The organism is Kitasatospora sp. NPDC059577 (assembly GCF_042735475.1).
Taxonomy (GTDB): domain Bacteria; phylum Actinomycetota; class Actinomycetes; order Streptomycetales; family Streptomycetaceae; genus Kitasatospora.
This window is the reverse complement of sequence record NZ_JBHWBZ010000002.1, coordinates 195,262-221,435: the sequence shown is the minus strand read 5'-3', so window position 1 is coordinate 221,435 and position 26,174 is coordinate 195,262. Positions and strand designations below refer to the sequence as shown.

Annotated in this window: 25 protein-coding genes and 1 pseudogene; 13 read left to right on the top strand and 13 right to left on the bottom strand. The window is 75.1% G+C overall.

Annotated elements, in window-relative coordinates:
- Nucleotides 1–129: 129 nt before the first annotated feature.
- Both ACFV0O_RS03545 and ACFV0O_RS03540 read right to left on the bottom strand, forming a co-directional pair.
- Nucleotides 130–708, bottom strand: coding sequence for a hypothetical protein (locus tag ACFV0O_RS03545; RefSeq protein WP_380335772.1), 579 nt, complete (start codon nucleotides 706–708; stop codon nucleotides 130–132).
- A 178-nt stretch (nucleotides 709–886) separates the two neighbouring features.
- The gene (locus ACFV0O_RS03540) at nucleotides 887–1,297 is read right to left on the bottom strand and encodes a VOC family protein (protein ID WP_380335769.1); all 411 of its coding nucleotides are present in this window, start codon (nucleotides 1,295–1,297) and stop codon (nucleotides 887–889) included.
- Nucleotides 1,298–1,481: 184 nt separating this feature from the next.
- On the opposite strand from ACFV0O_RS03540, the gene ACFV0O_RS03535 reads away from it, so the two are divergent.
- A complete protein-coding gene (locus ACFV0O_RS03535) occupies nucleotides 1,482–1,961 on the top strand; it encodes a MarR family winged helix-turn-helix transcriptional regulator (protein ID WP_360263486.1) in 480 nt (159 codons plus the stop codon).
- A 13-nt stretch (nucleotides 1,962–1,974) separates the two neighbouring features.
- On the opposite strand, the gene ACFV0O_RS03530 is transcribed toward ACFV0O_RS03535, so the two are convergent.
- On the bottom strand, nucleotides 1,975–2,625 hold the full coding sequence (locus ACFV0O_RS03530) for an NlpC/P60 family protein (RefSeq protein WP_360263483.1): 651 nt from the start codon (nucleotides 2,623–2,625) through the stop codon (nucleotides 1,975–1,977).
- Nucleotides 2,626–2,834: 209 nt separating this feature from the next.
- On the opposite strand from ACFV0O_RS03530, the gene ACFV0O_RS03525 reads away from it, so the two are divergent.
- Nucleotides 2,835–3,239, top strand: a complete 405-nt coding sequence (locus tag ACFV0O_RS03525; protein WP_360263481.1) for a RidA family protein — start codon at nucleotides 2,835–2,837, stop codon at nucleotides 3,237–3,239.
- A 17-nt stretch (nucleotides 3,240–3,256) separates the two neighbouring features.
- Here the strand turns inward: ACFV0O_RS03525 and ACFV0O_RS03520 are convergent, their stop codons facing one another.
- The 3 genes from ACFV0O_RS03520 to ACFV0O_RS03510 form a co-directional block, all read right to left on the bottom strand.
- The gene (locus tag ACFV0O_RS03520) at nucleotides 3,257–3,745 is read right to left on the bottom strand and encodes an SRPBCC family protein (protein WP_380335763.1); all 489 of its coding nucleotides are present in this window, start codon (nucleotides 3,743–3,745) and stop codon (nucleotides 3,257–3,259) included.
- Nucleotides 3,742–4,209: an ArsR/SmtB family transcription factor gene (locus ACFV0O_RS03515; RefSeq protein WP_380335761.1), complete on the bottom strand. Its 468-nt coding sequence runs from the start codon at nucleotides 4,207–4,209 to the stop codon at nucleotides 3,742–3,744. The genes ACFV0O_RS03520 and ACFV0O_RS03515 overlap by 4 nt, the downstream gene beginning before the upstream one ends.
- A gap of 125 nt (nucleotides 4,210–4,334) precedes the next feature.
- Nucleotides 4,335–5,195 carry a LysR family transcriptional regulator gene (locus ACFV0O_RS03510; RefSeq protein WP_380335758.1) on the bottom strand — a complete coding sequence of 287 codons (861 nt, stop codon included), beginning with the start codon at nucleotides 5,193–5,195 and terminating at the stop codon, nucleotides 4,335–4,337.
- Nucleotides 5,196–5,263: 68 nt separating this feature from the next.
- On the opposite strand from ACFV0O_RS03510, the gene ACFV0O_RS03505 reads away from it, so the two are divergent.
- The 8 genes and pseudogenes from ACFV0O_RS03505 (at nucleotide 5,264) to ACFV0O_RS03470 (ending at nucleotide 12,766) form a co-directional block, all read left to right on the top strand.
- A complete protein-coding gene (locus ACFV0O_RS03505; RefSeq protein WP_380335755.1) occupies nucleotides 5,264–6,289 on the top strand; it encodes a DMT family transporter in 1,026 nt (341 codons plus the stop codon).
- Between the two features lie 51 nt (nucleotides 6,290–6,340).
- Nucleotides 6,341–7,201, top strand: coding sequence for a hypothetical protein (locus tag ACFV0O_RS03500; protein ID WP_380335753.1), 861 nt, complete (start codon nucleotides 6,341–6,343; stop codon nucleotides 7,199–7,201).
- Nucleotides 7,202–7,480: 279 nt separating this feature from the next.
- On the top strand, nucleotides 7,481–7,672 hold the full coding sequence (locus ACFV0O_RS03495) for an e9imm peptide (protein ID WP_380335750.1): 192 nt from the start codon (nucleotides 7,481–7,483) through the stop codon (nucleotides 7,670–7,672).
- A 51-nt stretch (nucleotides 7,673–7,723) separates the two neighbouring features.
- Nucleotides 7,724–7,975, top strand: a pseudogene (locus ACFV0O_RS03490) (transposase); the annotation flags it as partial.
- Between the two features lie 639 nt (nucleotides 7,976–8,614).
- Nucleotides 8,615–9,331: a ScbR family autoregulator-binding transcription factor gene (locus ACFV0O_RS03485; RefSeq protein ID WP_380336025.1), complete on the top strand. Its 717-nt coding sequence runs from the start codon at nucleotides 8,615–8,617 to the stop codon at nucleotides 9,329–9,331.
- 303 nt (nucleotides 9,332–9,634) lie between these two features.
- Nucleotides 9,635–10,498, top strand: coding sequence for a BTAD domain-containing putative transcriptional regulator (locus ACFV0O_RS03480; RefSeq protein ID WP_380335748.1), 864 nt, complete (start codon nucleotides 9,635–9,637; stop codon nucleotides 10,496–10,498).
- 88 nt (nucleotides 10,499–10,586) lie between these two features.
- Complete coding sequence (locus ACFV0O_RS03475) at nucleotides 10,587–11,387, top strand: TetR family transcriptional regulator (RefSeq protein ID WP_380335746.1); 801 nt, start codon at nucleotides 10,587–10,589, stop codon at nucleotides 11,385–11,387.
- Between the two features lie 575 nt (nucleotides 11,388–11,962).
- A complete protein-coding gene (locus ACFV0O_RS03470; RefSeq protein WP_380335743.1) occupies nucleotides 11,963–12,766 on the top strand; it encodes a putative protein N(5)-glutamine methyltransferase in 804 nt (267 codons plus the stop codon).
- A gap of 156 nt (nucleotides 12,767–12,922) precedes the next feature.
- Here the strand turns inward: ACFV0O_RS03470 and ACFV0O_RS03465 are convergent, their stop codons facing one another.
- A complete protein-coding gene (locus ACFV0O_RS03465) occupies nucleotides 12,923–13,351 on the bottom strand; it encodes a PPOX class F420-dependent oxidoreductase (protein ID WP_380335741.1) in 429 nt (142 codons plus the stop codon).
- A 167-nt stretch (nucleotides 13,352–13,518) separates the two neighbouring features.
- Between ACFV0O_RS03465 and ACFV0O_RS03460 the strand changes: the two genes are divergently transcribed.
- The gene (locus ACFV0O_RS03460) at nucleotides 13,519–14,022 is read left to right on the top strand and encodes a DinB family protein (RefSeq protein WP_380335739.1); all 504 of its coding nucleotides are present in this window, start codon (nucleotides 13,519–13,521) and stop codon (nucleotides 14,020–14,022) included.
- A 76-nt stretch (nucleotides 14,023–14,098) separates the two neighbouring features.
- On the opposite strand, the gene ACFV0O_RS03455 is transcribed toward ACFV0O_RS03460, so the two are convergent.
- The 3 genes from ACFV0O_RS03455 to ACFV0O_RS03445 form a co-directional block, all read right to left on the bottom strand.
- On the bottom strand, nucleotides 14,099–15,544 hold the full coding sequence (locus ACFV0O_RS03455) for a pyridoxal phosphate-dependent decarboxylase family protein (RefSeq protein WP_380335736.1): 1,446 nt from the start codon (nucleotides 15,542–15,544) through the stop codon (nucleotides 14,099–14,101).
- 542 nt (nucleotides 15,545–16,086) lie between these two features.
- A complete protein-coding gene (locus ACFV0O_RS03450) occupies nucleotides 16,087–17,391 on the bottom strand; it encodes an MFS transporter (protein ID WP_380335733.1) in 1,305 nt (434 codons plus the stop codon).
- Between the two features lie 194 nt (nucleotides 17,392–17,585).
- Nucleotides 17,586–18,179: an ArsR/SmtB family transcription factor gene (locus ACFV0O_RS03445; RefSeq protein ID WP_380335731.1), complete on the bottom strand. Its 594-nt coding sequence runs from the start codon at nucleotides 18,177–18,179 to the stop codon at nucleotides 17,586–17,588.
- A 133-nt stretch (nucleotides 18,180–18,312) separates the two neighbouring features.
- Between ACFV0O_RS03445 and ACFV0O_RS03440 the strand changes: the two genes are divergently transcribed.
- A complete protein-coding gene (locus ACFV0O_RS03440; RefSeq protein WP_380335728.1) occupies nucleotides 18,313–18,657 on the top strand; it encodes a hypothetical protein in 345 nt (114 codons plus the stop codon).
- Between the two features lie 133 nt (nucleotides 18,658–18,790).
- Here ACFV0O_RS03440 and ACFV0O_RS03435 read toward each other — a convergent pair whose 3' ends face one another.
- On the bottom strand, nucleotides 18,791–21,631 hold the full coding sequence (locus ACFV0O_RS03435; RefSeq protein ID WP_380335725.1) for an RNA repair domain-containing protein: 2,841 nt from the start codon (nucleotides 21,629–21,631) through the stop codon (nucleotides 18,791–18,793).
- Nucleotides 21,631–23,370: an RNA ligase family protein gene (locus tag ACFV0O_RS03430; protein ID WP_380335723.1), complete on the bottom strand. Its 1,740-nt coding sequence runs from the start codon at nucleotides 23,368–23,370 to the stop codon at nucleotides 21,631–21,633. Before ACFV0O_RS03430 ends, ACFV0O_RS03435 begins: the two co-directional genes overlap by 1 nt.
- A gap of 234 nt (nucleotides 23,371–23,604) precedes the next feature.
- On the opposite strand from ACFV0O_RS03430, the gene ACFV0O_RS03425 reads away from it, so the two are divergent.
- Nucleotides 23,605–24,657, top strand: coding sequence for a helix-turn-helix transcriptional regulator (locus ACFV0O_RS03425; RefSeq protein WP_380335720.1), 1,053 nt, complete (start codon nucleotides 23,605–23,607; stop codon nucleotides 24,655–24,657).
- Here ACFV0O_RS03425 and ACFV0O_RS03420 read toward each other — a convergent pair.
- A complete protein-coding gene (locus tag ACFV0O_RS03420) occupies nucleotides 24,635–26,164 on the bottom strand; it encodes an MFS transporter (protein WP_380335717.1) in 1,530 nt (509 codons plus the stop codon). The two genes, ACFV0O_RS03425 and ACFV0O_RS03420, sit on opposite strands and share 23 nt — an antisense overlap.
- Between the last annotated feature and the right edge of the window lie 10 nt (nucleotides 26,165–26,174).

Here is a 26,174-nt window from a genome sequence, read left to right as displayed (position 1 = left end):
GGTCCGGGTCGGGCGTGACGACCGACCCGGACCGCCTCACCCCGGGCGTGCGGGCGAGCCTTGCGCGCCCGGGGTCCGAGCGCCCGGGGTCCGAGCGCCCGGGGTCCGAGCGCCCGGGGGCGGACAGACCTAGCTGGGGAACGGCCAGGTCGGGCACCACGGCGGGATCCACTGGCCGGGGTAGGGCGGGCCCCACACCGGGCAGGGCGGGAGGTGGGGAGCGGGCGGGGCCGAGGTCCAGAGGACGGTGCCGTTCAGCTCGACCGCGATGACGCCCTCGTTGTAGACGGTCAGCTCGGCGCCGGGGTGACCGGCCGTCCCGCTCCACCAGAGCGGGGTGTTGTCGGCGGCGTAGACGACGAGGTTGCCGTCGCCCTGCATGGCCAGGATGTTGCCGTTGGGTATGGCGCCCTTGGCCACCCAGATCGGGGTGGTGTCGCGGTAGAGGACCACGTTGCCGTCGCCCTGCATGGCCAGCATGATGTGGTGGTCGGGCGAGTACCAGGCCTGGTTCCTGGAGATGACGCTGTTCATCGGGATGTGCGTGGGGGCGGACAGCGCGGCTGCCGTGGCGGCCGGGGCCGCCTGGGCGGCCGCCGGGGCCGAGGTCCGGGCGGGGGCGGCCTGGGCGGCGCCGGCGCTCAGGGTGGCGAACCCGATCGCGGCGACGGCCGTCAGGGCTGCGGCTCGTAGACGGAGACTGGTCATGGGCGGTCTTCGGGTCCTCTCGAAGGTGATGGGCCTGCGGCGCCCGTTTTCTGACGGTCCGTCAGTGTGGTGTTCCGGTGGGCGCCGAGTGAAGGTTATGGCGGCCGGGCGGGAGCCTGCGGCAGCTTCACCGGCAGATTGGCGGGGGCCTGCCGGGCCGTCGTCGGCGGCAACCGTGTCAGTAGGACTGCAGCTCGATCAGGTGGCCGTCCGGGTCGCGCAGATGCGCGCTGCGGAGGTTCGGGCCCCACTCCGGGCGGTCGGTCGCTGCGGCGACCGGGGTGCCGCCGTGGCGCAGGCAGAGGTCGAGGGCGGCGTCCACGTCGTCCACCCGGAACACCAGCATCGCGGCGTCCTGGGCGGGCGCGGCGTGCCGGGCGGGCAGGTCGACGGTGCCGAGGGTGGCGGCCATCGCGGCGCGGTCGAAGAGGACGAGGACGGCCTGGTCGGCGACGTCCCAGTTGGCGTACGGGCCCTCGGGCGTGCCCTTGACCAGGGTGGCGCCAGTGAGCGGCGGGAGTGTCGCGCGGTAGAAGGCGAAGCAGTCGGCGAAGCGGGTGACGAGCAGTCGGGGGTACAGGGCATCCACGGTCGAACTCCTGGGATCCGGTCCCGGGTCGGCACGGAACCGGCGGCCCGGGTATGGCGGCGCGGCATCGGCGGCCCGGGAATGGCGGGTCGGGAATGGCGGGTCGGGAAGGGGTGGGCGGAACCGGTGGGTCGAGAATTAGTGGGTCGGGACCCACTATAGGAAGACACCCTAGACTTCCGCCATGGCCTCCGAGACCCCGATCGACCCGCCGCCCGAACTCCCCCCGACCCTGCTGGACCTGAGCAGCTACCTGCTCTCCCGGATCGGCAAGGCGGCGCGCGGCCGGCTCGCCGACCGGCTGGCCGAACGCGGCCTGCGGCTCTGGGACATGGCGGTGCTGGCCTCGCTCGCCGACTTCGGACCGCAGGCCCAGCGGGACCTGGTCCGGCGGCTGGGTCTCGACCCGAGCGACCTCGCCAAGGTCGTCGAGCAGCTCGCGGTCGCCGGGTACGTCGAGCGCGCCAGGGACCCGGCCGACCGGCGGCGGGTCTCGGTCTCGGTCACCGGGGCGGGGCGGGCGCTGCTCGCCGAACTCGACGCCCAGGCGCGGGTGGTGCAGGACGAGGTGCTCGCGCCGCTGGACGTGGGTGAACGGGAGGTGCTGCAGTCGCTGCTGCTGCGGGTCCACCGGGGGCTGGGGGAGCGGCGCAGCGGTCCGTGACCGGCGCGGACGGTCAGCCGACGGGCTGCCCGGGGCGGCGGGCACCGGCGAACTCGCCCGCCCAGCGCGGGACGTCGAGCACGTTCTCGACGCGCGCGACCAGCGTCCCGGTGCGCTCGGCGTGGATCATCGCGCCGTCGCCGACGTGGATCCCGACGTGGTGCAGGGGTGCGTCGGGGCGGGAGAAGAACAGCAGGTCGCCCGGGGCGATCGCGTCCCGCTCCACCGGGGCGCCGCGGTGGAACTGGGCGACGGTGTAGTGGCCCAGCTCGACCGTGCCCTGGCTGGCCCGGTACCAGCAGTACAGCGACAGGCCGCTGCAGTCGAAGCCGACCGTCTTCTCGCCCATGCACACGCCGTCGAGGTAGCCGTTCTCGTCGTCGCAGAAGCCGAGACCGGCGCCGAGGCGGTCGCCGCCGCCCCAGGCGTACGGCACGCCGATCTGGGCCTCGGCCACGGCGGCGACCCGCAGGCCCAGCGCGTCGGCGGCCACCGCCGCCACGCCCGGCCCGCCGGCCGAGCCGTGCGGTGCCGCGGTCGCCGCGTGCGCGGCCTGCGCCGCCGGGCCGAGCGCGGGGGCCAGGCCCGCCCCGAGCGCGAGGCCGAGCATGCGGCGCCGCCCGACGCCGGGGTCCTGGTCGCGGTCGGACGGCTGGGCTTCCATGGGGCGGCTCCCGGGCGGCGGTTGCGGTGGGGGTGTGGGTACGGTCACCAGCATTTCGCGCCGGTGGGGCGGTGCGCCATCACCCGCAACGGTGAATCGTGGGCGAGCGGCCCGGTGGCGGTGGGGAGTTCGCCGGTAAATGGTTTGACGGTCGTTCGGGCGGAGCCAACGATGGGCTCGAACGTTCGGTCGGCCGGTCGGAGGAACTCGTGAGCAGCGCCGTCAAGTTGATCCGTAGCACGCGGCTGACGCCCGCCGTCGACTATGCCTACGGCGCGGTGGTCGACGCCCCGGCGCGCTCGCTGTGGCTGGCCGGGGCCTGCCCGCTCGACGAGGAGGGTCGGACGGTCGCCGTCGGCGACTACGAGGGGCAGGCCCACCAGGTGATGCGCAATCTGGTGACGGCGCTGGAGGACGCGGGTGCCGGTCTCACCGACGTCGCCCGGACCACCGTGTACGTGGCCTCCGCCGACCAGGCGGACCTGGTGAAGGTGTGGAACGTGTACCGCGCGTACATGGGGGAGCACGACGCGCCCAGCACCCTGCTCGGTGTCTCGGTGCTGGGCTACGACGACCAGCTGGTCGAGGTGGAGGCGGTGGCCGTGCTGCCCTGACCGTCCGGGTTCCCGGATCAGCCCGCGGCGAGCAGGGCGTCCAGCTGCTGGTAGCCCTCGACCACGCCGTGCTCCATGCCGCTGGCCAGGATGGCGTCCCGGGCCTCCAGGCTGTCGACCACCGACAGCACGGTGACGCGGGTGCGGCCCTCTCCGGCGGGCTCGAAGGTCGCGGTGTCCAGCGAGACGCCGTCGGGCACGCCCTCGAACGTGAAGGTCTGGACGAGCCGGGTGGCCGGCCGGACCTCGTGGAAGGAGCCGTAGAAGGCCGCGATCTCCTGGCCCTCGCGATGCATCGAGTAGCGGTACCGCCCGCCCGTGCGCCCCTCCCAGGTGTCGATCTTCATGTCGAGGTCCTTCGGGCCGAGCCACTGGGCGACCAGCTCGGGCTCGATCCAGGCCCGGAACACCCGCTCCTGCGGGGCGTCGAACTCGCGGACGATCCGGATGGTGGGCAGCTTCGGGTCCGCCTCGATACGGGTTTCGGGGCCGGTGGTGGAGGTCATGACGGGACTCCTTCGCTCTGCTGGGGTGGGTCGGTGTCGTCGGTGTGATCGGTGTTGCCGGTGTGATCGGTGTGGTGATCGTTCCGGGCGCCGTGGGTGGCGCCGCGGGTCGGGGTGTGCGAGGCGGCGTGGGCGGTGGTGTCGTCGGACATGCCCGCGAGGAGGGCGTCCAGGCGGCTGAACCGCTCCTCGGCCTGGCGCCGGTACTGCTCGATCCAGCTCGTCATCAAGTCGAACACCTGCGGCTCCAGGTGGCACGGTCGGCGCTGCCCGTCCCGGCTGCGGCTCACCAGCCCGGCCTCCTCCAGCACCTTCAGGTGTTTGGAGACGGCCTGCATGGACATCGCGTAGGACTCGGCCAACTCGCCGACGGTTGCGTCCCGGGTGGACAGTCGGGCCACGATGTCCCGCCGGGTCGGATCCGCCAGGGCGACGAACGCCCGGGAGAGCTGGTCGACAGCCACCACGTACCCCTGTTCATTCTCAACCGATTGGTTGAGGACAACGCTACGCCGCCTGGCCTTCGTATTCAACCGTTTGGTTGTGGATCCCCGGAGCGGTCGGCGGGGGAGGTGCCGGCCGGTCGGGGTCAGTGCCCCGCCACCAGTTCCCGGGTCAGCCGGACCAGGGCCGGGATTGCCGGGTGGGTCGGGGTGCCGCGGCGCCAGGCCAGGAGCAGGGGCACCGGTGGGGCGTCGGTCAGCGGGAGGTAGGCGATCATGGGGTGCCGGTGCAGGCGCGGCGTCGCCGAGGTCGAGATGCCCACCGCCCGGCCCACCGCGATGGCGGTCAGCCATTCGTCCGTGTTGGTGACCTCGATCGTCGTCCCGGGACGGGCGCAGGCGGGCCAGAGGTCCAGGGTGGTGGTGCCGGCCACCGTGTTCAGGGCGATCGGCCAGGCCGCGAGGTCCGCCAGCGTGAGGCTCGACCGGTCGGCCAGGTCGCTGTCCGCGGGCACGACCGCGACCCGCTCCTCCTCCAGCAGCAGCCGCGTGACCAGGTCGGAGTCCGTCACGTCGCCGCGCAGCAGCGCGACGTCGACCTTGCCCCGGGTGAGCCCCGCCGTTCGGTCGTCGATCCGGCGCAGCTCCAGCGGCACGTCCGGGTGCTCGTGGTCCCAGCGCCGCAGCAGGGGGACGGTGTGCTCCCCGAGCGCGGCCCAGGGGTGACCGAGGCGCAGTGGCAGGGCGGGCAGGGCGCGCGGGTCGAGCGCCGTGTCCACGGCGGCCAGCGCGGCGGCGGCCCGGTCGCGGAAGGTCCGGCCCGCTGCGGTGAGCTCCAGGTGGTGCGTGGAGCGGTCGACCAGGCGGACGCCGAGGTGGCTTTCGAGCTGGCGCAGCGTCCGGGACAGCGCGGGCTGGCCGATGTGCAGCCAGGCGGCGGCGCGGGTGATGGTTCCCTCCTCGGCGATGGCGAGGAAGGCCCGCAGGTGGCGCAGCTCGATGGTCATGCCTGGGAAGCATAATTGCTGCACGATCGGCATTTCACGCGAACCGGGCGGCTCCCTAGCGTGGGGACATGACGAACACGGGTTCACCGTCGGCGACCGCCACGGCCGCGCCGACCGCCACGGCCGTGCCCACCTCGACGGGCAGGGCGACCGCCACGGGCACGGCCACCAACACGGCAGCGGGTGCAGCGGGCATGCCGGGCGGTACATCGGCCCTCGGCCGCGTCCGCACGGCAATCGCGCCCGGCGGCGTCGGCAGCCTGGGCGGCGTCGGGATGGTGCTGGCCGGCACCCTCTCGGTGCAGTTCGGCTCCGCCGTCGCCGCCCTGCTGTTCCCGCGGGTCGGGGCGCTGGGGACGGTGATGCTGCGGGTGACGATCACGGCCGTCCTGCTGCTCGACGTCTGCCGCCCCCGGCTGCGCGGGCACAGCCGTACGGACTGGGCCGTCGCCGGCGGCTTCGGACTCGCCCTCGGCGGCATGAACATCCTCTTCTACCAGGCGATCGACCGGATCCCGCTCGGCCCGGCGGTGACGCTGGAGGTGCTCGGCCCGCTGCTGCTGTCGGTCGTCACCGCACGGCGCGCGATGAGCCTGGTGTGGGCCGGCCTGGCGTTCACGGGGGTCTTCCTGCTCGGCCGCGACGGTTTCGGCCGGCTCGACCCGGCGGGCGCGGCCTTCGCGCTCGGTGCGGGTGCCATGCTCGCCGCGTACATCCTGCTCAACTCCCGGGCCGGGGCGCGCTTTCCGCGGCTGGACGGACTCGCGGTCGCGATGGCCGTGGCCGCACTGGTGAGCCTGCCCCTCGGCATCGGCTCGGCGGGCGGCGCGCTGCTGGATCCGGGGGTGCTGGGGCTCGGCCTCGCCGTGGCGCTGCTGTCCTCGGGGCTGCCCTACACGCTGGAACTGCTGGCGCTGCGCCGTCTGCCCGCCCCGACCTTCGCCGTCCTGACGAGCCTGGCCCCGGCGGTCGGGGCACTGGCCGGATTCCTGGTCCTGGGGCAGGCACTGTCGGCGCCGCAGTGCCTGGCGATCCTCATCGTGGTGGGAGCCGGCGCCGGGGCGGTGTGGACCGGCGGAGCGGGGCGGCGATGACGGCGCCGCCCGCCCGGAGGCGCTGGTCAGCCGGTGTGGGAGCATGATCGAATGCCCGAGGAACCCGCCCCGCCGACCGCGCCGTCACCCACGTCGTCGTCCGCGTCGCCGCCCGCGTCGTCGGCTGATCCGCTGTCGGGCCTGTGGCCGCTCGCGCCGTCCGGCACGACCGACTGGCTGGCGGAGCTGTGCGGCGACGGCACGACCGGCTTCATGCCGCCCCTGATGCCCGACGCCGCCTGGGTGCTCAACGCCATGTACGAGCACGAGCACGGGCCGAGCGAACTCTCGTACGACGACCGGCACCACGCCAGGCTGGCGGACGGCACCGCGCAGCGCCGCGTGATCGCGGGCGTGGACCTCGACGCCGTCGGCGTCGTCACGGGCGGCGACCTGGGCCGGGCCGAGCACCCGGGCCCGGGCTGGCGCCGACTGCGCTGGGTGGAACTGGCCGTGCGGATCGGCGACGCGGTGGTGCCCGAGGGAATGCTCCCCTGCTACCGCTGCTTCCCGTCGGTGAAGAAGGACGGCAGCTGGCCGGTCGGCATCGTCCCGCCCACCGAAGGGAGCCTGGACCGGGAGACCTGGAACCGCCTGGTCGCCGTCCTCACCGAGCACAGCCCGGCCGGCCCGGACACCCCCTGCCTCGCCTACTACAACCCGCTGATGACCGGGGACTACGACTTCGACAACCTCCACGTGCGCGCGGGCCGCCTCGGGGACGCCGAACTCCTCTACGACACCGACGACGCCGACTTCAGCCCGTCCAACTTCTGGGCCGCCGACCACTCCTGGCTGCTCTGCACCGACTACGACCTCTGGGCCACCAAGGTCGCCGGACCCCCGGCCCTCATCGAGGCCCTGCTGACCGACCCGGAGATCGAGGCCCTGCGGCTGCCCTGGGCGGCCTGACGCCCGGCGGGTCCGAAATCCGCCCGGTTCCTGAACCCGCCCGGTTCCTGAACCCGCCCGGTTCCTGAACCCGCTCGGGTCCTGAACCCGATCGGGTCCGAAAGCCGCCCGGAACGGTGCGCCCCCGGGTGCTCCGGGGCCGGGCGGTGGTTCCGAATCCGTCCCCCGACGCCCTGAACCGGGACGGGGCCTGTCCGGTCGATCAGGTGACTCACTAGGCTCACCTTGTCCGGGAAGGCGGTGGCCGAAGCAGTGATGACTCGTGAGTCGGCTGTTGCGATGGTGCAGAAGATCATGGACGGGGACTGCGTCGACGACGCCGAGGTCGACCGCGCGCTGGACGCGCTGGACAGGGGCCTCGGCTGTCCGAGTGGCCATGTCAGCGACTTGATCTACTGGCCCGACGGGCCGGAGCGGACAGCGGTCGAGGTGGTCGAACTGGCCCTGGCCCACCGACCGTTCGGGCTGTGAGAGTGACAACCGCTCGGGCGTTCTTCAGCCAGGACCCGTCCGGTTGATCATGTGACTGTCGCCCGCCTGGTCGTTGGATCGGACCTGGGCGGGGAGGTCTCACGGGTGCCGAGCGGGGCACGGCTGCGGCCGTTCCTGCCGGTCAGCGGCGGGCGTTGTGCCCGGTGGCGGGACCACCGGCAGGTGATCGACGGGATTCGGTACCGGCTCCGGGCCGGAGCGCACCGGTGTGACCTGCCCGAGCGGTTCGGTCCGTGGAAGGCGGTCTACGGACGCCATCGGCCGTGGTCGGCCGACGGCACCCGGGAGCGTCTGGTCCAGCGGGTCCGGGCGGAAGCGGCGCGGCCGGGGACATCGACGGGGGCATCCCCGTCGACTCCACCATCGTCCGGGCTCATCAGCGCACGGCCCGCGCTCGTACCGATCCGCCACCAGCCCGTGATTCGAAGGGGGCCGGGCCGGGAGGGCACCAGGCCCGCGCGGCGGCTTCACCACCAAGGTCCGTCTGATGAGTACGGACGGCCGCTGCCGCCGCTTTCCCCCGTCATCACGCGGGCGGTGCCGGCGAAGCTCCGTGTCCCGATCCCTGTTCCGATCCGTGGCGCGGAGGCGCGCCGTCGCGCGGCGTACCCACCGGCCGTCGCCGTGTGCGTCGGCCGGGCCGGTGGGCACTCAAAGAAACCAATCGTTCGGTTTTTCGGACGGCGCGACGTTTCCGACAGCTTCGCCGACGAAGGTCGGCAAGGCCCTCAAGGCCGTCGCGGGCTGCCGGGTTGGGTGGGGCGTGTGGTGACGGCCCGTCGGACGGGGCTCGTCGGGTTGTGGAGAAAGGGGAACGGTTGGGGGATTGACCGACATCGTCTTGTCGGTTGCGGGTGGGGCGTAGCTAAGATACGGGGTGTTTGGTTTTGTTTTCCGGGCTCTCAGGGCGGGGTGGTTGCGGTGGTACGGCAGGAGCGGGCGCTCCGGACGCGTCGGCTGATCCTGGAGGCGGCGGCGTCGGTCTTCGACGAGTTCGGGTACGAGGGCGCGACCATCGGCGAGGTGGTCTCCCGGGCCGGTGTGACGCGTGGTGCGGTGTATTTCCATTTCGCGTCGAAGCGGGATCTCGCGCAGGGTGTGGTCGAGGAGCAGTTCTCCCAGGACGGAGTTCCCGAACGGAGCTGCAAGCTGCAGGAGTTCGTGGACACCGGGATGGTGGTGGCGCACCTGATGCCGCGTGATCCGCTGCTGAGCGCGGGTGCTCGGCTGTCGCTCGGGCAGGACGTGTTCGACGACCTCGGTGGGGGTGCCATCCCCGGGTGGATCGGCCGGATGGAGACGATCCTGCTCGCGGCCGGCGAGCGCGGCGAGCTGCTGCCGCACGTCGTCCCGGCGGACACCGCGTGGCTGATCATCGCGGCGTGGACGGGTGTGCAGATCCAGTCCCAGAAGCTCTCCGGGCGCGCTGACCTGGAACTTCGGGTGTCCGCGCTGTTCCAGCACCTGATGCCGAGCATTGCCGTGCCGGGCGTCCTCGGTTCCCTGCGGCTGGGGCCGGACCGGGGTGCCCAGGTGGTCGCCGAGATCGCGGCGGCCCGTGCGGGGGAGGACGACGGGGAAGAGGACGAGGGCGACGGCGTGCCGGTCGAGGTGCGGGCGGGCGCCGGCACGGGCTGACGGGAACTCAACCGGCCTCCCCTCCGCGGGAGGTGGGGCGACGGCGGGCGCGCACGGGCGGCGACGGGACCACGGAGGTCCTGCGCCGCCTTCGGTTTGCCCTGCGATCGACACCGGGGGTAGTCGAGTGACTCCGCGCGGTGGTGGGATCGTTCGACTCAGAAACAAACAGCACGTTCGGTTTTGTATTGACAAACCGCTCGTCCTGTTTTTCACTGGTGACAGTTGCCCCCAGGGGTGTCGACCCGGGTGCCGGCCGCGGCGCAAGAGCCTGCGGCGTTCCGTGTGATTGGGGTGGTCATCGTGGAAATTCGGGTGCTCGGGGCGTTGGACGTCCGGGTGTGCGGGGTGTCGGTGGTGCCGTCGGCACCGAAGCCGCGCCAGGTGCTGGGACTGCTGGCGCTCCGTGCGGACCAGGTCGTACCGGCGGGGGTGCTGGCCGACGAACTGTGGTCCGGCCGTCCCCCGCGCAGTGCGCGCACCACCGTGCAGACGTACGTCCTCCAGCTGCGCGACCTGATAGACCGGGCGCTCGCCCGGGTCGGCGCGGAGGCCGGGGTGTCCTGCGCCAAGGACGTCCTGGTCACCTCGCCCGGCGGATACATGCTGAACAGCGGCGGCGGGCTGGCGGACGTCCGGGAGTTCGAGCGGCTGGCCGGCATGGGCTACCGGGCGATCGACGCCGACGACCACCCGCTGGCCGCCCGGATGCTCGGCGAGGCGCTCGCGCTGTGGCGCGGTCCGGCCTTCGCCGACGTGCCGGTCGGCGGCCAACTCGCCGTCGAGGCGCGGAGGCTGGAGGAGACCAGGCTCTGCGCGCTGGACCAGCGGATCGACGCCGACCTGCGCCTGGGCCGGCACCGCGTCCTGCTCGCCGAACTCACCGTCCTGGTCGACCGCTACCGCACCCACGAGAGCCTGCACGGCCAGTACATGGTCGCCCTGCACCGCTCCGGACGGCGCGGCGAGGCCCTGGAGGCCTACCAGCGCCTGCGGAACACCCTGGTACGGGAGTTGGGCATGGAGCCGTCCGCCGGACTGCGCCGCCTGCAACGCTCCATCCTGCTCGCCGGGCCCGAGCGCCTTGCCGGGCCGGAGCGGGAGCCCGCTGTCGCTGCCGCGCTGCCGGAGGGTGCGGGGGCGGCCCGGCTCAGCCGGGTCGGCTGAGGAGGTCGGATCGGAGGGCCGGCTCCCGCCCGGGAGCTGCCGGGGTCTGGTCGGAACGTGCTTGTCGTCGTGAGGGGTTGTGGGACGGGTGGTCCAGGAGAGGTCGGAACGGACGCGCGGGCGACTGGTGGAGGCGGGGGCGGGGCTGTTCGACCGTCGTGGTTACGCCGGTGCCACCCTCGGCGAGATCGCCGCGGCCGCGGGGGTGACGAAGGGGGCGCTCTACTTCCACTTCGCCTCCAAGGAGGAGCTGGCCAGAGCGGTGTTCGAGCAGGCCGAGTGTTCGCTGCGGTCGGCCTGCGGCGACCGGGGCGCCTCCTCCTCACCGCTCCAGGGGCTGATCGACGCCGGGTACTGGCTGGTCGACGCCCTGGGGGCGGACCCGGTGGTCCGGGCGGCGTTCCGGCTCGGCCGTGAGGACGGCGGCTGGCAGGTCCAGCCGCGGTCGGGAGGGGGTGCGCCGGGTGACCTCCGGCCGACAAGGGCCACCGCGGGCCGGCCGGCGTCGGACGGGTACGCGTCGGGCGGGTACGCGTCGGGCGGGTTCGTCCGGGGCGGGCCCGGGTCGGACGGCTCCGGAGCGGCGGACCCACGGTCGGCCTTCGCGGGCCTGCGCGGCTTCCACAGCGTCTGGGCCGGGGTCGTCCGGGGCCTGTTGGCCGAGGCCGGTCGCGCGGGCGAGCTGCGGGACCGCTCGGGAGCGCTCGGTCCGGAGACCCTGGTGGTGACGGCCGCCTGCGGCCTGGAGGTCGTGTTCGCGGAGGGATTCCCGGCCGAGGAGCGTGCGCGGCGGGTCGGCGCGCTGTGGGACTGGCTGCTGCCCTGTCTGGTTCCCCCGGGGGCGGCCGGTGAGTACCGCACCAGGCCGCCGGCGCCGCAGCCCGCCTGACCGGCGGGCGTCCCGATCGGGTCCTTGTGCGAGTGCGCGTCCGAAGGTCGCACCGTAGGCGAGCAAGGCCGCGGGGGGCGATGGGGAGGCGTCGAGCGGCCGACCGCCACCCGAAGGGGAACTCCGACGAGCCTCACCGACCTGCTGCCCGGCCCGCTCGGTCGGGCCGACCCTCGCCCCCCTCGCCCTGGACGGACCGCGCCCGACGCGTTCCTGCCGGCCGGCCCTCCCGCATCGCCGAGGACCTAGGCGCCCTGCGCGAGGAGGCCCCGGCAGCCTTCTGGCACGACCTGCGGGCGAGCGGCCCGGTCGGCCCGGTCGCGCCGCTCCCGGCCGGCGACTGATCATCCACGGCGGGTGGTGCGGTAGGGTGTTCGGCGCCGAGTATGACCGCGACTCAGGGAGGTGAGACCCATTACCGGAACGTCCGAGCGGGTGCTCCCGGAGCGCGGCCGTGCGGGCGCCGCACGCGTCTAGCGCGGGTGGCGCACCGGCGCGGTGTCGGCCCTTGCGGGAGCCCTGACGGAGTCCTTTCCCTCCGTTCGCCTTCCTCCCGTCTTCCCCAAGGGGTTGTCTTGCCGGTCTTCTCCTCCGCCTCCCTCCGTTCCTCGGTGGTCTCCCGGCTGCGCGCCGCCGGTTGCGTGTTCGCCGAGGACGAGGCGCGGATCCTGCTCACCGCCGCCGCCTCGCCCGCCGAACTCGCCGTGATGGTCCGGGCCCGCGCCGAGGGGCGGCCGCTCGAACACGTCGTCGGCTGGGCCGAGTTCGCCGGTCTGCGGATCGCCGTCGACCCGGGCGTCTTCGTCCCGCGCCGCCGCAGCGAGTTCCTGGCCGCCGCCGCCACCGCGCTGACCGGACCGCCCCGGGGCCCCGGGGCGGTGGTGCTCGACCTGTGCTGCGGCAGCGGTGCGCTCGGCGCCGCCGTGGCGGCCGGGGCCGCGCACCCGGTCGAGCTGTACGCCGCCGACATCGCCCCGGACGCGGTCCGTTGCGCCCGCCGCAACCTGGCCGGGACGGGAGCGCGGATCCACGAGGGCGACCTGTTCGCTGCCCTGCCCGACGAGTTGCGCGGCCGGGTGGACGTGCTGATCGCCAACGTCCCCTACGTTCCGACCGGTGACCTCGGGCTGCTGCCGCCCGAGGCGCGGCTGCACGAGGCCAGGCCGGCGCTCGACGGCGGTGCGGACGGCCTGGACGTGCTGCGCAGGGTGGTCGCGGAGGCGCCCCGGTGGCTGGCGGCGGGCGGCGCGCTGCTGTTCGAGACCAGTGAGCGGCAGGTCGCGGCGGCCCTCGCGGTGACCAGGGCGGCCGGACTGGCGGCGGTGGAGAGCCGGCACGAGGACCTGGACGCCACGGTGGTCACCGCCACGTCGGCCTGACCTCCGGGTGTCCCGGCCACCGTACCCCTGTGACGGTGGCCGGGACTGCTCGGAGGTGCCGCACCGGACGCGCTCGGAGGTGCCGTACGTGCCGTACCGGGCACGTCCGGAGGTGCCGTACCGGGCACGCTCAGAGGTGGGTGCCGTGGGGCACGCTCAGAGGTGGGTGCCGTACACGTGGTCGACGGGAATGGTGAGGAGCACCCGGCGGTCGGACACCATCACCCGGCGGTACTCCGCCCAGTCGGGGTGCTCGCCGGCGGCGCGGCGGTAGTAGTCGACCAGCGCCTCGACCTCCGGCCCGTCGGGATCGGTGCCCGGACCGGTGAGGGCGGCGACGCCCTCGGCGGTGACCCAGGAGCGCCCGTCCGGCCCGGTCACCTCCAGGCTCACCCGGGGGTCCCGGCGCAGGTTGGCGGTCTTGGCCAGGCCGTCCCGGGTGGAGACCAGGATGCTGTTCGCCTCCCGGTCGTAGAACGGCAGGACCGGGGAGAGCTGGGGCCGGCCGTCCGCCTTGATGGTGGCGAGGACGCCGAGGCGGCTCTGCGCGAGGAGCGCGTACGGGTCGAAGGGTGTGACGGTCATGGGAGCATCATCGACCCTGACACCGGTGTGAAGGTCAAGGCGGGCCAGGCGTGTTGCGCGGTCGGCGGGCCGGGCCCGGGGCGTGCGCCGGGGTCGCGCGTCCGGGCTGCGTGCCCGGACCGTGGCGTGCGCGGCCGGGTGTCGGAGGCGGCTGGTACGGTCCGGGCATGAGCATACGAGTGCCCTTCACGGGTGGGGAGAAGGAAAGCCTTCACGCGGCGCTGGACCGGCACCGCGACGCGGTGCTGTGGAAGACGGAGGGCCTGGACGACGAGCAGCTGCGCCGTCCGATGACGCCGTCCGGCACGAACCTCCTGGGCCTGGTGAAGCACCTCGGCGGTGCCGAACTCGGCTGGTTCCGCGAGACGTTCGGACGGGACACCGGGCCGCTGCCGTTCGACATCGACGCCGACGAGACCTCCGACATGCGGGTGGAGCCGCACGAGTCGACGGCCGACATCCTTGAGTTCTACGCACGGGCCCGGGCCGATGCGGACGAGGTGATCCGGGAACTCGCCCTGGAAGAGCTCGGGACGTCCTGGTCGGGGAACAGCGTCACGCTGCGCTGGGTGCTGATCCACATGACGACGGAGACCGCGCGGCACGCCGGACACCTCGACATCCTGCGGGAGTTGATCGACGGCGGGACCGGGGACCACAACCGGAGCTGAACTCGTCACCGGTGCCGCACCCGGTGCCGTCCCGCGCGTGAGGGGCGTCACCGGGGCCGCCCGGGTTCGTCCCCGGTCAGTCCCCGTCCCGGTCGGCGGCCTGCGTCCGGACAGCCCGTGCCAGCGCCTCCGCCGTCCGCCGGACGTCCGCCTCCGTGGTGCGCCAGTTGCTGAAGGCCGCGCGCAGGGCGGGCCGGTCGGCGTAGTGGGTGGGGGTCAGGAAGGCCTCCCCGGCCAGAGCGGCCGCGAGGGCGGCGAGGCGCTCGGGGGTGGGGTCCGTCGTCAGGGTGAAGCAGACGACGTTCAGCCGGACCGGGGCGAGCAGTTCCAGCCCGTCGATCCGCTCGACCGCCTCGCCGAGCACCCGGGCGCCCGCGATGTTGCGCTCCACGATCTCCCGGTGGCCCGAACGCCCGTATGCGCGCAGCGTGAACCAGGCCGCGAGGGCGCGCAGCCGGTGCGAGTTCTCCGGGGTGAGGTGGACCAGATCGGGGTGCTCGCCGTGGCCGCCCGCCCGGCCGGAGACCGGGGCGGGGCCGAGGTAGGCGGCGGCGTTGCGGAAGACCCGGGTCTGCAGGTCCGGGCGGCGGGTGAACTGCACGGCGCTGTCGTACGGCACGTTCAGCCACTTGTGCAGGTCGACACAGACCGAGTCGGCGAGGTCCAGGCCGGCCACCAGCTCCGCGTGCTCCGGCGACAGTGCGGCGAAGGCGCCGAACGCGGCGTCCACGTGCAGCCAGAAGCGGTGGCGCTCGCGGAGGCCCGCGATCGCCCGCAGGTCGTCGAAGTCGACGGTGTTGACCGTGCCCGCGTTGGCCACCACGACGCACGGCCCGTCCGTCCCGGCCAGCGCCCGTTCCAGCGCGGCCACGTCCACCGCCTCCCGGCCCGGCAGCAGGGGCACGCGCCGCAGCGCCGACCGGCCCAGGCCCAGCACCGACAGCGCCTTGGACACGGAGGAATGCGCGCCGCCCGACAGCACCCGGACCGGGCCGAGCGCACCGACCCCGTCCTCGGCGACGTCCACCCCGAGCCGCTCGCCCAGCCACTCGCGGGCGATCGCCAGCCCGACCGTGTTGGACATGGTCGCGCCGCTGACGAACGTTCCGTGGTGCGCCTCCGACAGCCCGAACAGCGCGCGCAGCCAGCCGACCGTCTCCCGCTCCAGGTGCTGACCGGCCGGGTCCAGCGAGGAGTTGGAGTTCTGGTCGACGGTGGAGGTCAGCCAGTCGCCGGCCAGCGCCGCCGGGGTCGCTCCGCCGGTCACGAAGCCGAAGTACCGCGGCCCGGCACTCGCCGACAGCCGGGGCTCCCACCGCTGCGCGAACTCCGCCAGCGCCGCGGGCAGCCCGCCGCCCGCCTCGGAGAGCTCCACCGGGGCGCCGGATCCGGCGCCGGGCGGGGCCGCCCGGGGGACGACGGGCCGCTCGTCGAGACCGTCGAGGAAGGCCAGGGCCCGCCGCCGGGTCTCCTCCAGGAGGTCGGGCAACCGGGCCAGGTCGGCGGCGAGTTCGGGGTGCATGGCGGTTCTCCGTTGATCGACTGCGCCCGAGCGTAACGAGCGGCGCGGGGCGTCGTCCCGGGCCAATCCGGTGCGGGTGGCCCGGTCAGGGCCCGCCCGACGGTCGAGCGCGCGGGCGGGTGCGCGGGCGGGTGCGCCGGCGGGGTCGGCGGAGATCGGTGGCGAGGCGGTGATCCCGGCCCGGAACATGGCGGCGTCGGAGCGCCTCGGGCGGGTGAAGGAGCCCGACGACCGGCGCGTGCGGCCGGCCTGCTGCTTCTTGTCCCGGATCGCGGTCGCCACCGCCGGCCAGGCCGGGGTGCCGGACCTGCTCGGTGTGTCCGCGCCGCGTCCGGTGCCCTGTGTCACGGGCGTGGACGTGGCCGACTGCGGCAGCCACCGGGGTTTCGCCGAGCGTCCGCACGGCGTTTCCGCCGGGTGTTCGTCACCCCCCGAGCCGGCCGACGGCCGCTGGTGGTCGGCGCCTGACCGGTGCGATCCGGGTGACGCCGAGCGCGCGCTCGGGCCGGGCACGTCGCTGCGCGGCGCCGGCGTGCCCGCCCTCACCGGGTACGGGCGTCGGCTGCGTCCGCCGGCCGGGGCGTTGCGGCGGTGACCACGGGCAGTTCGGCGCGCCGGACCGGCTCGGAGAGCAGGGCCAGGGTCGCGCCCAGGAAGGAGAAGGCTCCGCAGGCGACGAAGACCGGGGCCGCTCCCCAGGCGCCGACGGCCGCGCCGACCACCGGGTAGCTGAGCGGGGCGAGGCCGATCAGGGCCAGCATCATGACGGAGGTGACCCGGCCGAGGTAGGCGGGATCCGTCGCGGTCTGGACGAGGGCGTGGGTCAGGCTGCCGGAGACGCCCGCCGTCAGGCCGACGAGCGCGGCCAGCGCGGTCGCGGTCCACAGGCTCGGGACCAGGCCCATGGCCGCAGCGCCCGCACTGGCCACGAGCAGCGTGCCCACCGTGGTCAGACCTGCCCGGGGCAGCCGGCCGACGGTGAGCAGCGCGGCCCCGGCAGTGGCCCCGGCGCCGAAGCAGGCGACGATCCAGCCGTAGCCGGACGGGCCCCAGCCGCGCTCGGCGTTGAGGAGCACCATGCCGACGTTGAGGGTGCCGGCGAGGCCGAGTTCGCAGACGGTCCCGACGGCGACCAGCGGGCCGATCAGACGGTGGCGCCCGAGGTAGCGCAGACCGTCGAGCAGGTCCTCTCGCGCGGTGCCGGGGCGGGGCGAACCCTCCCGGGCCGGTGCGTCGAGGCTCCGGAGGCGTACGCCCAGCAGGAGCGGCAGGGAGAGCGCGAAGAGCAGTCCGGCCACGCCGAACGCGGCGGCCGGGCCGCCCAGGCCCATGGCCAGGCCGCCGAGCGGCGGGCCCGCGATCTGGCCGAGGCGCATCGACAGCGAGCGCATGCCGGTGACCCGGGCCAGCTGGTCGGGGCCGGTGATCCGGGGCGGGAGTGCGCCGACGGCGGGGACGAACAGCGCGTCCACGGCGCCGAAGACCAGTGCCACCGCGACCAGCAGCCACAGCGCGGGCGTGGTCAGGGCGATGGCGGCGGCCACGGAGAGGATGAGCAGGCAGCGCAGGGCGTCGCTGCCGAGGATCACCCGCCGGGGGTCCAGCCGGTCGGCCAGCACGCCGCCGCCGAGCATGAGCACGGCGCGGGGCAGCGCCCCGGCGGCCATGACCAAGCCGACCTCGGTGGGGCCGGCGGCCCGTTGGGCGGACCAGGCGAGGGCGACGAAGTAGACGCCGTCGCCGATCAGGGAGGCGGTGTAGGCGGCGAGCCAGCGCAGCACGTTGGGGTCGCGGTGGGCGGGCGGCGTGGCGGCGTGCAGGTGGAGGGGCGGCTCCGCGAGGGCCATGGCGGGCTCCGTTTCGTGGGGGACGACGGCCGGCGCGGTGCCGGGAGTGGGCGTCCGCGACGGCGGGGGCCGGTTCCGGGTGCGGCCGGGCAGGTCGTTCGGGCGGGCCCGGCGCGTCGGGCTTGGGCAGGTCAGGCCGGGCGGACCGGGCGGACCGGGCAGGTCGGGTACGGGTCGGCCGGGGCCAGGCGGCCTCAGGGGCGGAACGGGAACCCGTACAGGTGGACGGAGACGTGCTCGCGGCCCTCGACGTCACCGGCCGCCCTGGCGGCCTTGCCGCGCTCCCGCCAGCGCCGGGAGAGGTCCTGCAACTCCTCGCCCAGCTCGGCGAGTTCGGCCGCGTTCAGATCGAGCAGCCATTCGGCGCCGAACGCCGCGTCGGTCCACTCCCTGCCCCAGGCCGCTCCCTGGTCCAGGTAGGCGCGGTACTGGGCGGCGCGGGAGTCGACGAGTCCGCGGGTCACCGCGCCGACGACGGCGGCCCCCTCGGGCGTGTCGGCGAGGTCGGACTCCCGGAATCCCCAGCCCTCCTCGGAGGCGACCTGCCACCACCGCTCCCGCCCGTCGCTGCTCCGGCCGTCGGCCTCGGCCACGAAGCCGTGCTCGGCGAGCTTGCGCAGGTGGTAGCTGACCAGCGACGGGGCCTGGTCGACCTGCGCGGCGAGCTGGGAGGCGGTCGCGCTGCCCGCGGCGTAGAGCAGGCGGTAGAGCTGCATCCGGAGCGGGTTGGTGAAGGCCTTCAGGCGGGACAGGTCGGTGATCCGGTCGGGCTCGGGCTTCTGGGGCATGCGTCCACGGTAGGTCCGAAAGAAAAGTTTCGCAATAAAAATTTCGGATCCGGGCGCCGGTGATCCGAGGGCCGGCCTGCCTCCCGGGTTGCGGTCAGGCCCTGTCCGGCCCGAAGGCCGTAGGCTCCCGTCCATGCACAGCACCCTGACGGAGCACGCCCGCTGCCTGTACGGCGACGAGTACGGACCCGTGCCGGAATGCGGCCGGGAGCACGACGAGCACGACTTCGTCGAGGAGCTGACCTTCGCCGACGCGGACGCGATCCTCGCGATGCTGCGCGAGCTCTGCCCGCACGTCGTCGACGGGTACCTGCCGGTCCGGATCCGGAACCTGGCCTACCGGCTGCTGCTCCTGCAGCGGCCGGACGAGCCGGAGCTGATGCGGGAGGCGGCCCGGAGCCTGTGGTCGCACGGGCCGGACTGGGACGACATCGCGGCCGCCCTGGACGAGCGGGCCGACGTGCTGGAGGCGGGCTGACCGCGGCCCCGCCGCAAAGGGTTCCGACCCGCGAGGCCGACGGAGAGGCCGACCGAGAGGCCGGGGCGTTAGGCCGGCCTGTGAGGCCGACCCGCGAGGGCGGGCCGGGGGTCGGTGCACGGCTGGGCGGGTGTCAGCGGGTGAGGGTGGGGACCGCGCCGCCCTCGACATGCCGGACGTGGACGCCGGGGAGGTGGCGGCCCCAGGAGTCGGCGACCGCCGTGAGCCGGTCGGCGGCGAGCGGCTCGGGGCCGAGGCCGACGGGGTGGTGGGTGAGGCCGTCGGCGGTCCGGTAGGGGTGCGGCCAGGCGTGCAGGTGGGTGCCGCCCGCCTCCTCCAGGGCGGTCAGCAGTGCGCGGAGGCGGCCGCGGACCAGCCCGACGGACTCCTCCGGGGCGGTGACCACCGCCCAGGCGGCGTGGCGCCGGTGGAGTGGGGGCGGGGTGAGCAGGGCGGGCCACGGGTCGGCGCTCTCCGTGCTGAGCTCCCAGGCGCGGTAGAGCTCCTCGGTGAGCAGGTCGCGGGTGTCCGCGCCGACCTGGGTGGTGCAGCTGCGCACGGGGGAGGAGGGGGTGAGGACGGTGACCGCACTGACCTGGCGATCCGTCAGGGCGCCTGACAACGCAATGGGTTGCCGCCAGTCCCAGCCCGCCCAGGTCTCGGTGAACTGCCGGAACAGGTCGCAGTCCGGGTCCTCGTGGTCGAGGACGGTGCGTGCGGCGAGCACCGACCAGGCGAGCGAGGGAAGTTGGCCGAAGGGCGCCGAGTCCAGTCCGCGGGCCCGGGCCCAGGCCTTGACCTGACGGGCCAGCCGGACGAAGCAGTCGTGCCGGTCGCCGACCGCCGCGAGGATCGCCTCGGCGTCCGTGACCGCGCTCAGTGCGACGGCCTCCGCCTCGCCCAGTTCCGCACGGCGGGCGACGGCTTGGGCCGGGTCGAGGGAGCCGGTGAAGACCACGACGAGGTCGACGGACAGGCCGTCCGCCTCCAGCCGCAGTCCCGGCACCCGGGCGCCGACCACCTCGCGCAGCCGTCGGGCGTCCGGCAGTGCGGCCGCCACCCGGGTGCGGATGGCGGGCAGGTCGGCCGGGCCGGGCAGCGCCGCCACGAGGTCGAGGTCGGCGCCGTCCAGGTGGCAGTCCAGCCGTCGCGAGCCGACCAGACGGACCGCGCCGTCCGGTAGTGCCTCCGTGATGCGCCGGGCCAATATCCTTGCCGCAGAGGTCCGTTGGGGAGACTCCGGCTGCAGCCGGACGGCCTGCTCCGCGGGCACCGGCCGCACCTCACCCGTCCCCAGCGTGACCACGGCGCGCGGTCGCATCGGCTCGGAGCCCCGGCGGGAGAGCACCACCAGCTCGCCGACCCGGGCCGTGACCCCGGGGAGCCGGGCCGCGCAGTCGGAGGCCACCCGCTGCGGGTCGGTGCTGCGCCCGAGGGTCAGGTGCGGGGTGTAACCCTCCGCGCGGCCGTGGCAGCGCGGGAAGCGGCGCTCCAGCGCGTGCCGCAGCGCCGCCCAGGGCTCGGCGGAGGCGGCGGCCGGGTCGAGCCAGACGGTGGCGTCCTCGCGGTGGCCGAAGGTGTGCACCCCGTCCAGCCGTGCCGTGAACGGGGCCGCTTCGGCGGCTGCGGCGCCCAGGAGCGGCAGGGCGCGGTCGAACTCGGCCTCCGGGACGAAGCCGAACAGCAGGTTGACGTGCGGTGGCCAGCGGTGCAGCTGCGGGTCGTGGGCGGCGCGCAGCCGCTGGATCGGCGGCCACAGCTCCTCGGGCGGCAGCCAGGCGACGGCGGTGCGCGCGACGGGCGCGGCGTCGAGGAAGTCCGGCGCTCCGCCGGCGGCCCCGGCCGCTCCGTCGGCTCCGCCGAGGCCGAGGTCCACGGCCACGCCGTAGTGGTCGGACGGGTGCAGTCCGTCGCTGGTCGGGTGGTTGCCGAGCAGTGTGGCGGCGGTGGCGCGGGTGCTGTCGGCGCGGTGCAGGACGCGGTCGATGCGGCCCGGCCGGCCGGTGAGGGAGGAGACCGCGGCGAGCGGGTTGGCCGTCGGGTCGAAGGTGGGGGTGTCGTCGGACGGTCCGTGCACCTGCGTCCAGGCGTCCCGGAGGCCGAGTGCGGCGGCCGGGCCCGAGGCGCCGGAACGGGCGTCGTTGAAGTCCCCGAGCAGGAGCAGTTCACCCTCGACGCCGCCCAAGCCCTCGGCGATCCGGGCGAGTTCGGCTGCACGGCGGGCCGCGCCGTCCGGTGAGTGGTCGCTGCTCAGATGGACGGCGGCGACGGTCAGTGGGTCGCCCGCGGGCCCCACGGTGATCGCGGTGACGGCCTTGTGCGGGCCCAGGGCGTGCCGGCCGGCCTCCAGGACGGGCAGCCGGCTGAGCAGCAGCAGGCCGTGCTCGTCGACGTCCCGCCCGAGCGGGTCGGCGTTGAGCGTGTACCCGGCGCGCACCCAGGGTGCCGCCAGCAGCAGGGTGACCAGGGCCGGCTCCACCTCCTGCAGGGCGATGACGTCGGCGTCGGCGGCCTCCAGTGCGGCGAGCAGCAGCGGGCGCCGGCGGGCGGTCGCGATGCGGTCGGCGTCGTAGCGGTCCCACAGGGTGTTCCAGGTGACCACGCGCAGGCCCGTGACCGCCGGAGCCCCGGGCCGGTCGCTCTCCGCAGCGACGGCCTGCCAGTGACCGTCCGGCCGCCAGGCGTACGGGGTCGTCGCCACGAAGAACGGCGAGCGCAGGCGGCGCGGGTCGGTGCGGCGTCCGGCCTCGGTGCGGTCGAGCAGGTCCACGCCGGACGCGCGGTCCCAGACCACCACGCCGTCGGCCTCGACCCAGTGGACCCGGTGCCAGGGGATGTCGCCTGCCGCGGCGAAGGCCTCCAGCGGCACCCGCTCGGTGCGGTCGTCGCGCTGGCGCACGCCCAGGGTGAACCGGGCCGGGTCGAAGCGGGCGTCCCAGCGGATGCGCTGGCAGATCTGTTCGATGGGACGCATCAGTCCTCCTCGGCGTCGAGTGTGCCCGCCGTGTCTTCCACGGTGCCACCGGCGCCGACGTACCAGGTGCGGTGCGCCTGGCCGGGGTAGGGCGGGCTGAAGCGGTACAGCTGCGCCGTGAGGACGTCGGCCGGCACCGGGTGCGGTCGCACGGCGTTGCGGCGCAGCAGTTCGTCCTCGTCGACGACCAGCACCACCTGGGTGAGCAGGGCGTCGCGGCGCTGTGCGACGGCGTGGACGTGCGAGCGCTGCTGCCGGTTGAGGGAGGTGGCGTCCCAGACGACGGTGGGGCCCGCGCCGTCGGTGCCCGGGGCGGCGAGGGCGGCGTCCAGCCGGGCCAGGCCCTCGCGCAGCACCACGGCGTTGTCGCGCTGGTCGGAGCGCGAGCCCCGGGCGGCGCGCAGGTCGTCCAGGCTGATCCGGGCGGTGACGCCGGTGAGCCCGGCGGCGAAACTGCTCTTGCCGCTGCCGGACGGGCCGCACAGGTGCACCAGTCGGGGGAAGCCGCCGTCCCGCCGGCGCCAGGTCGCGGCGACCGCCTCCTCGACGCCGGAGATCCGGCCGAGCGCGAACGCCTCGCGGGCCTGCGCCCAGCAGCGGTCGGCGGCGTCCCGGTCGAGGCCGGCGAGCGCCTCGCGCAGGCCGCTGCGCAGCCGGGCGAGCGGCGCGCCGTCGAGCAGCCCGGCGTCCTCGGCGTGGAGTGCGGACCAGGCGACCTGCTCGCGTTCCTCCGCCCCGGGAGCGGCGGCCGCGGCGACGGCGTGCAGTACCCCGAGGTCGGCGGCGCAGGAGAGCCGGGCCAGCCCGGCGCGGCGGTCCTCGTCCGGGTACGGCCGGTGCAGGCCGGGGTGCAGCCCGACCAGGTCGGCGACCCGCCGGGCCAGCGGCAGGCCGAGCGGCCCGGCCAGCCGCGGCGCCAGGGACTGCCGGTGCCCGGCGCGCAGTGCGGTGGCGAGCACCCCGGCCAGTCGGGCGTCCCCGCCGCGGCCGAGCTCGTCCAGCCGGGCCGACACATCCGACAACTGCTGCGGCTCGCAGGGAAGTTCGGGAAGGTTCAGGGCGGTGGCCAGGGCGGCCGGCTCGGGCAGCGCCCCGGACCGCACGGCCCACAGCGCGGCAGCCGGGCCGAGCCCGTTCTCCACCACGGCGGCGTGCATCCAGTGGGTGTCGGTGCGCACGTGGTGCGGGCGGACCCACTTGGCGACCCGCGCGCCGAACTCCGCCCGGGAGAAGCCCCGGACCGTCCGGACCACGTAGCCCTCCTGCCGGTCCAGGTCCAACTTCAGGGTGCGCAGGGCCCGTTCGTCGAAGCGGCCGCGCCACAGCACCCGGGGCGACGGCACACCGAGGCGGCGCAGGAAGCGGACCGTGTCGTCCCAGTCGAGGCAGTGGTCGCGGTCCGTCCAGACCGAGAAGCCGTAGAACCAGCTCTCCAGGTCGGTGTACGGGATCGAGTGCCGGGCGAACAGGTTCTCGCCGCAGATCCGCCAGCCGTCCGGGATCCGCCCGCCGACCCGGCCCTGCAGGCCCTTCACCCAGGCGCGGGACGGGTGGTGGGCCGAGTCCAGCGACCGGGCGTGCAGACCGTCGGCGTAGAGGGTGGTGTTCTCGCCGTCGAGCTTCTCGGTGACGACGACCTCCGCGCCGGCCAGCGCACCGAGGTCCCCAGTCCGTACGTCGTCCGCCGCTGCCCCCGGTGACCAGGGCAGGTGCGGAGTCCGGGGGTAGTGCACGCGCATGTCCGGGCTCCCGTGGAGATTGTCGATCCGGCGGACACTGTAGGAGCGACGGTCGGGTGCGGGCCAGCGAATAAGCGCCGGCGCGGCGGCATCGGAGAGGGCGGGTACGACGGCACCGGAGTGAAGGGGTGCGGCGGCCCGGCGAAGGCGGGTGCGGAGGCACCGCGAAGGTGGGTACGACGGGGCCACCCTCCGGCGCCCGCACCCCAGCGACGTGCGGCGATACTGACACCCATGGCCGACCCGATCATGACCCCGAACAGCCTCGGCGACTACCTGCGGGCCCGACGGGCGCTGGTCTCGCCCACGGACGCGGGACTGCCCCCGACCGGACGCCGACGGGTGCCCGGGCTGCGCCGCGAGGAGGTCGCCGAACTGGTCGGGCTGAGCACCGACTACTACGTGCGCCTGGAACAGGGCCGCGCCGACCGCCCGTCCGACGAGGTCCTCGACGCCCTCGGGCGGGCACTGCTCCTCGGCCCCGCCGAACGCGCCCACCTGCGCGACCTGGCGCGACCACCCCGCCGGGCGGCGGCCGGGGCCGGGAAGGAGACGGGCGCGAAGGGCGGGGCGGAGAGGGGCGCGAGGGGCGGGGCGGAGACGCTGCGCCCGGCCCTGCGGATGGTCGTCGAAGCGATGCCGCTGACCCCGGCCGTCATCATGAACGACCGCAACGACGTCCTGGCGTGGAACGCGCTCGCCGCCGCGCTGCTCGCCGACTTCCCCCGACTCCCGCCGCGCGACCGCAACATGGCGCGGCGGATCTTCCTCGACCCGCGCGCCCGGGAGGTCCACCTCGACTGGGACGAGGCCGCGCGCACCACGGTCGGGATCCTGCGGATGGCCGCCGGACGCCGGCCGCACGACCCGGGGCTGGTCCGGCTGGTCGGCGAACTCTCCCTGGGCAGCGGCGAGTTCCGCACGCTGTGGGCGAGCCACCACGTGCACGAGAAGTCCCACGGCGCCAAGCGCTTCCACCATCCGGCGGTCGGCGAGGTGGAGTTGGCCTACGAGACCTTCCAGGCCCCCGGTGCCGACCACCATCTCCTGGTGGTCTACACGGCCGCCCCCGACAGCCCGGCGGAGCGGGCCCTGCGGCGGCTGTCCGGTGTCGCGGCCGCAGCGACTGCGGGTGTCACCGCGGGAGCCGCCGCCGGAGCCGCCGACGGTGTCACTGCCGGTGGCACCGCCGCGGGAACGGCCACCGGTGCCGGTGCCGGTGCCAGTGCCGCCGGTGCCGGTGCCGCCGCCCGCACGTCCGCCGTCACCGCCCCGAACCCGGCCTGAGCGCACGCCAGGTGAGCAGCGCGCCCGTGGCGGACAGCGCGGCGAGCAGCAGCCCGGCCGTGTGGAAGGCGCCGGTGAAGGCCTCGGCCACCGCGGCCCGCTGCCCCGGCGCCACCCGCCCCTGGACGACGGCCTGCCCGGCGAGGTCGGCCGCCGGGCCGCCGCCGAGACCGCCCGCCCGCAGCCGGGCGGCGGTGAGCGAGGTGAGCAGGGCCGCGGCGCCGGCGACGGCCACGGACTCCCCGGTGATCCGCAGGGTGTTGAAGATGCCCGCCGCGGCCCCGGCGCGTTCCACCGGGACGGTGCCGACGGCCGCGTCGTCCATCACCCCGAAGGCCAGTCCGACACCCGCGCCGAACGGCAGCAGCGGCACGGCGAGACCGGCCCACGAGCCGTCGCCGTCCAGGGTGGTGAGCAGCAGCGCACCGAGCGCGATGAGCGTCGACGCGGCGGTGAGGACGGCCCGCACCGAGGTGTGCTGGGCCAGCCGCCCGGCGACCAGCGGCAGCAGCAGCACGGGGGCGGTCATCGGCAGCAGGAGCAGGCCGCTGTCCAGGGTGCCGTGGCCCGCCGTGCCCTGCAGGTAGGTGGGCAGGTAGACGAGCAGGACGACGAAGCCGAGGGTGACGGTGAAGGGCTGGCAGACCACGGCGAGGAACTCCGGCCGGGCGAAGAGGCGGACGTCGAACAGGGCCCGGTCGGCCCGGCGGAGTTCCACCACGGCGAACAGCAGGACCAGCAGGACGGCGGCCGCGAACAGGCCCAGCGGGACGGGCGCCGCCCAGCCGTCGGTGGTCGCCCGGGCGAAGCCGAACGCGAGGGCGGCGAGCCCGGCGGTGAACAGGACCGGTCCGGCCAGGTCCAGCGGTGGCCGGTCGGTGCCGGGGGATCGGGGCGTACGGGACTCGGGCACGCGGCTCGTGAGGAACGCGGAGGGCAGCGACACCGCCGCGACCAGCAGGAACACCGACCGCCAGCCCGGCCCCTCCACCAGGGCCCCGGCGAGCGGCGGCCCGACCGCCAGCCCGGTGCCGAAGGAGGTGCCGAGGATCCCGAAGGCCAGCCGTCGGCGCGCTCCCGAGGTGCCGTGGGCCAGCACCGCCGCACCCGACGCCAGCACCGCCGCGGCCCCGCAGCCCTGGACGGCCCGGGCGGCGTCCACCAGCGCCATCGACGGCGCCAGCGCGACCAGCAGCGACATCGTGCCGACCAGGGTGGTCCCGGCCAGCAGCACCCGACGCCGCCCGTACCGGTCGGCGAGCCCGCCCGCCGCGAGCGGCAGCGCGGCGAAACCGATGTTGAACGCGTTGAGCATCCACTGGGCGCTGCCGACCGACGCGCCCAGCCGGGAGGCCATGCTCGGCAGGGCCACCGCGGCCCCCGTCACCGAGAACGGCAGCATCAGGGCGGCGGTGGCGACGGCGGCGACGGTGTACCGGAAGCGCTGATCGTCGGTCCGCGGTGCCGGAGGAGCGGGCGGCGCGGGGGCCGGGGAGGTGGTGGTCATGCCGTCGATC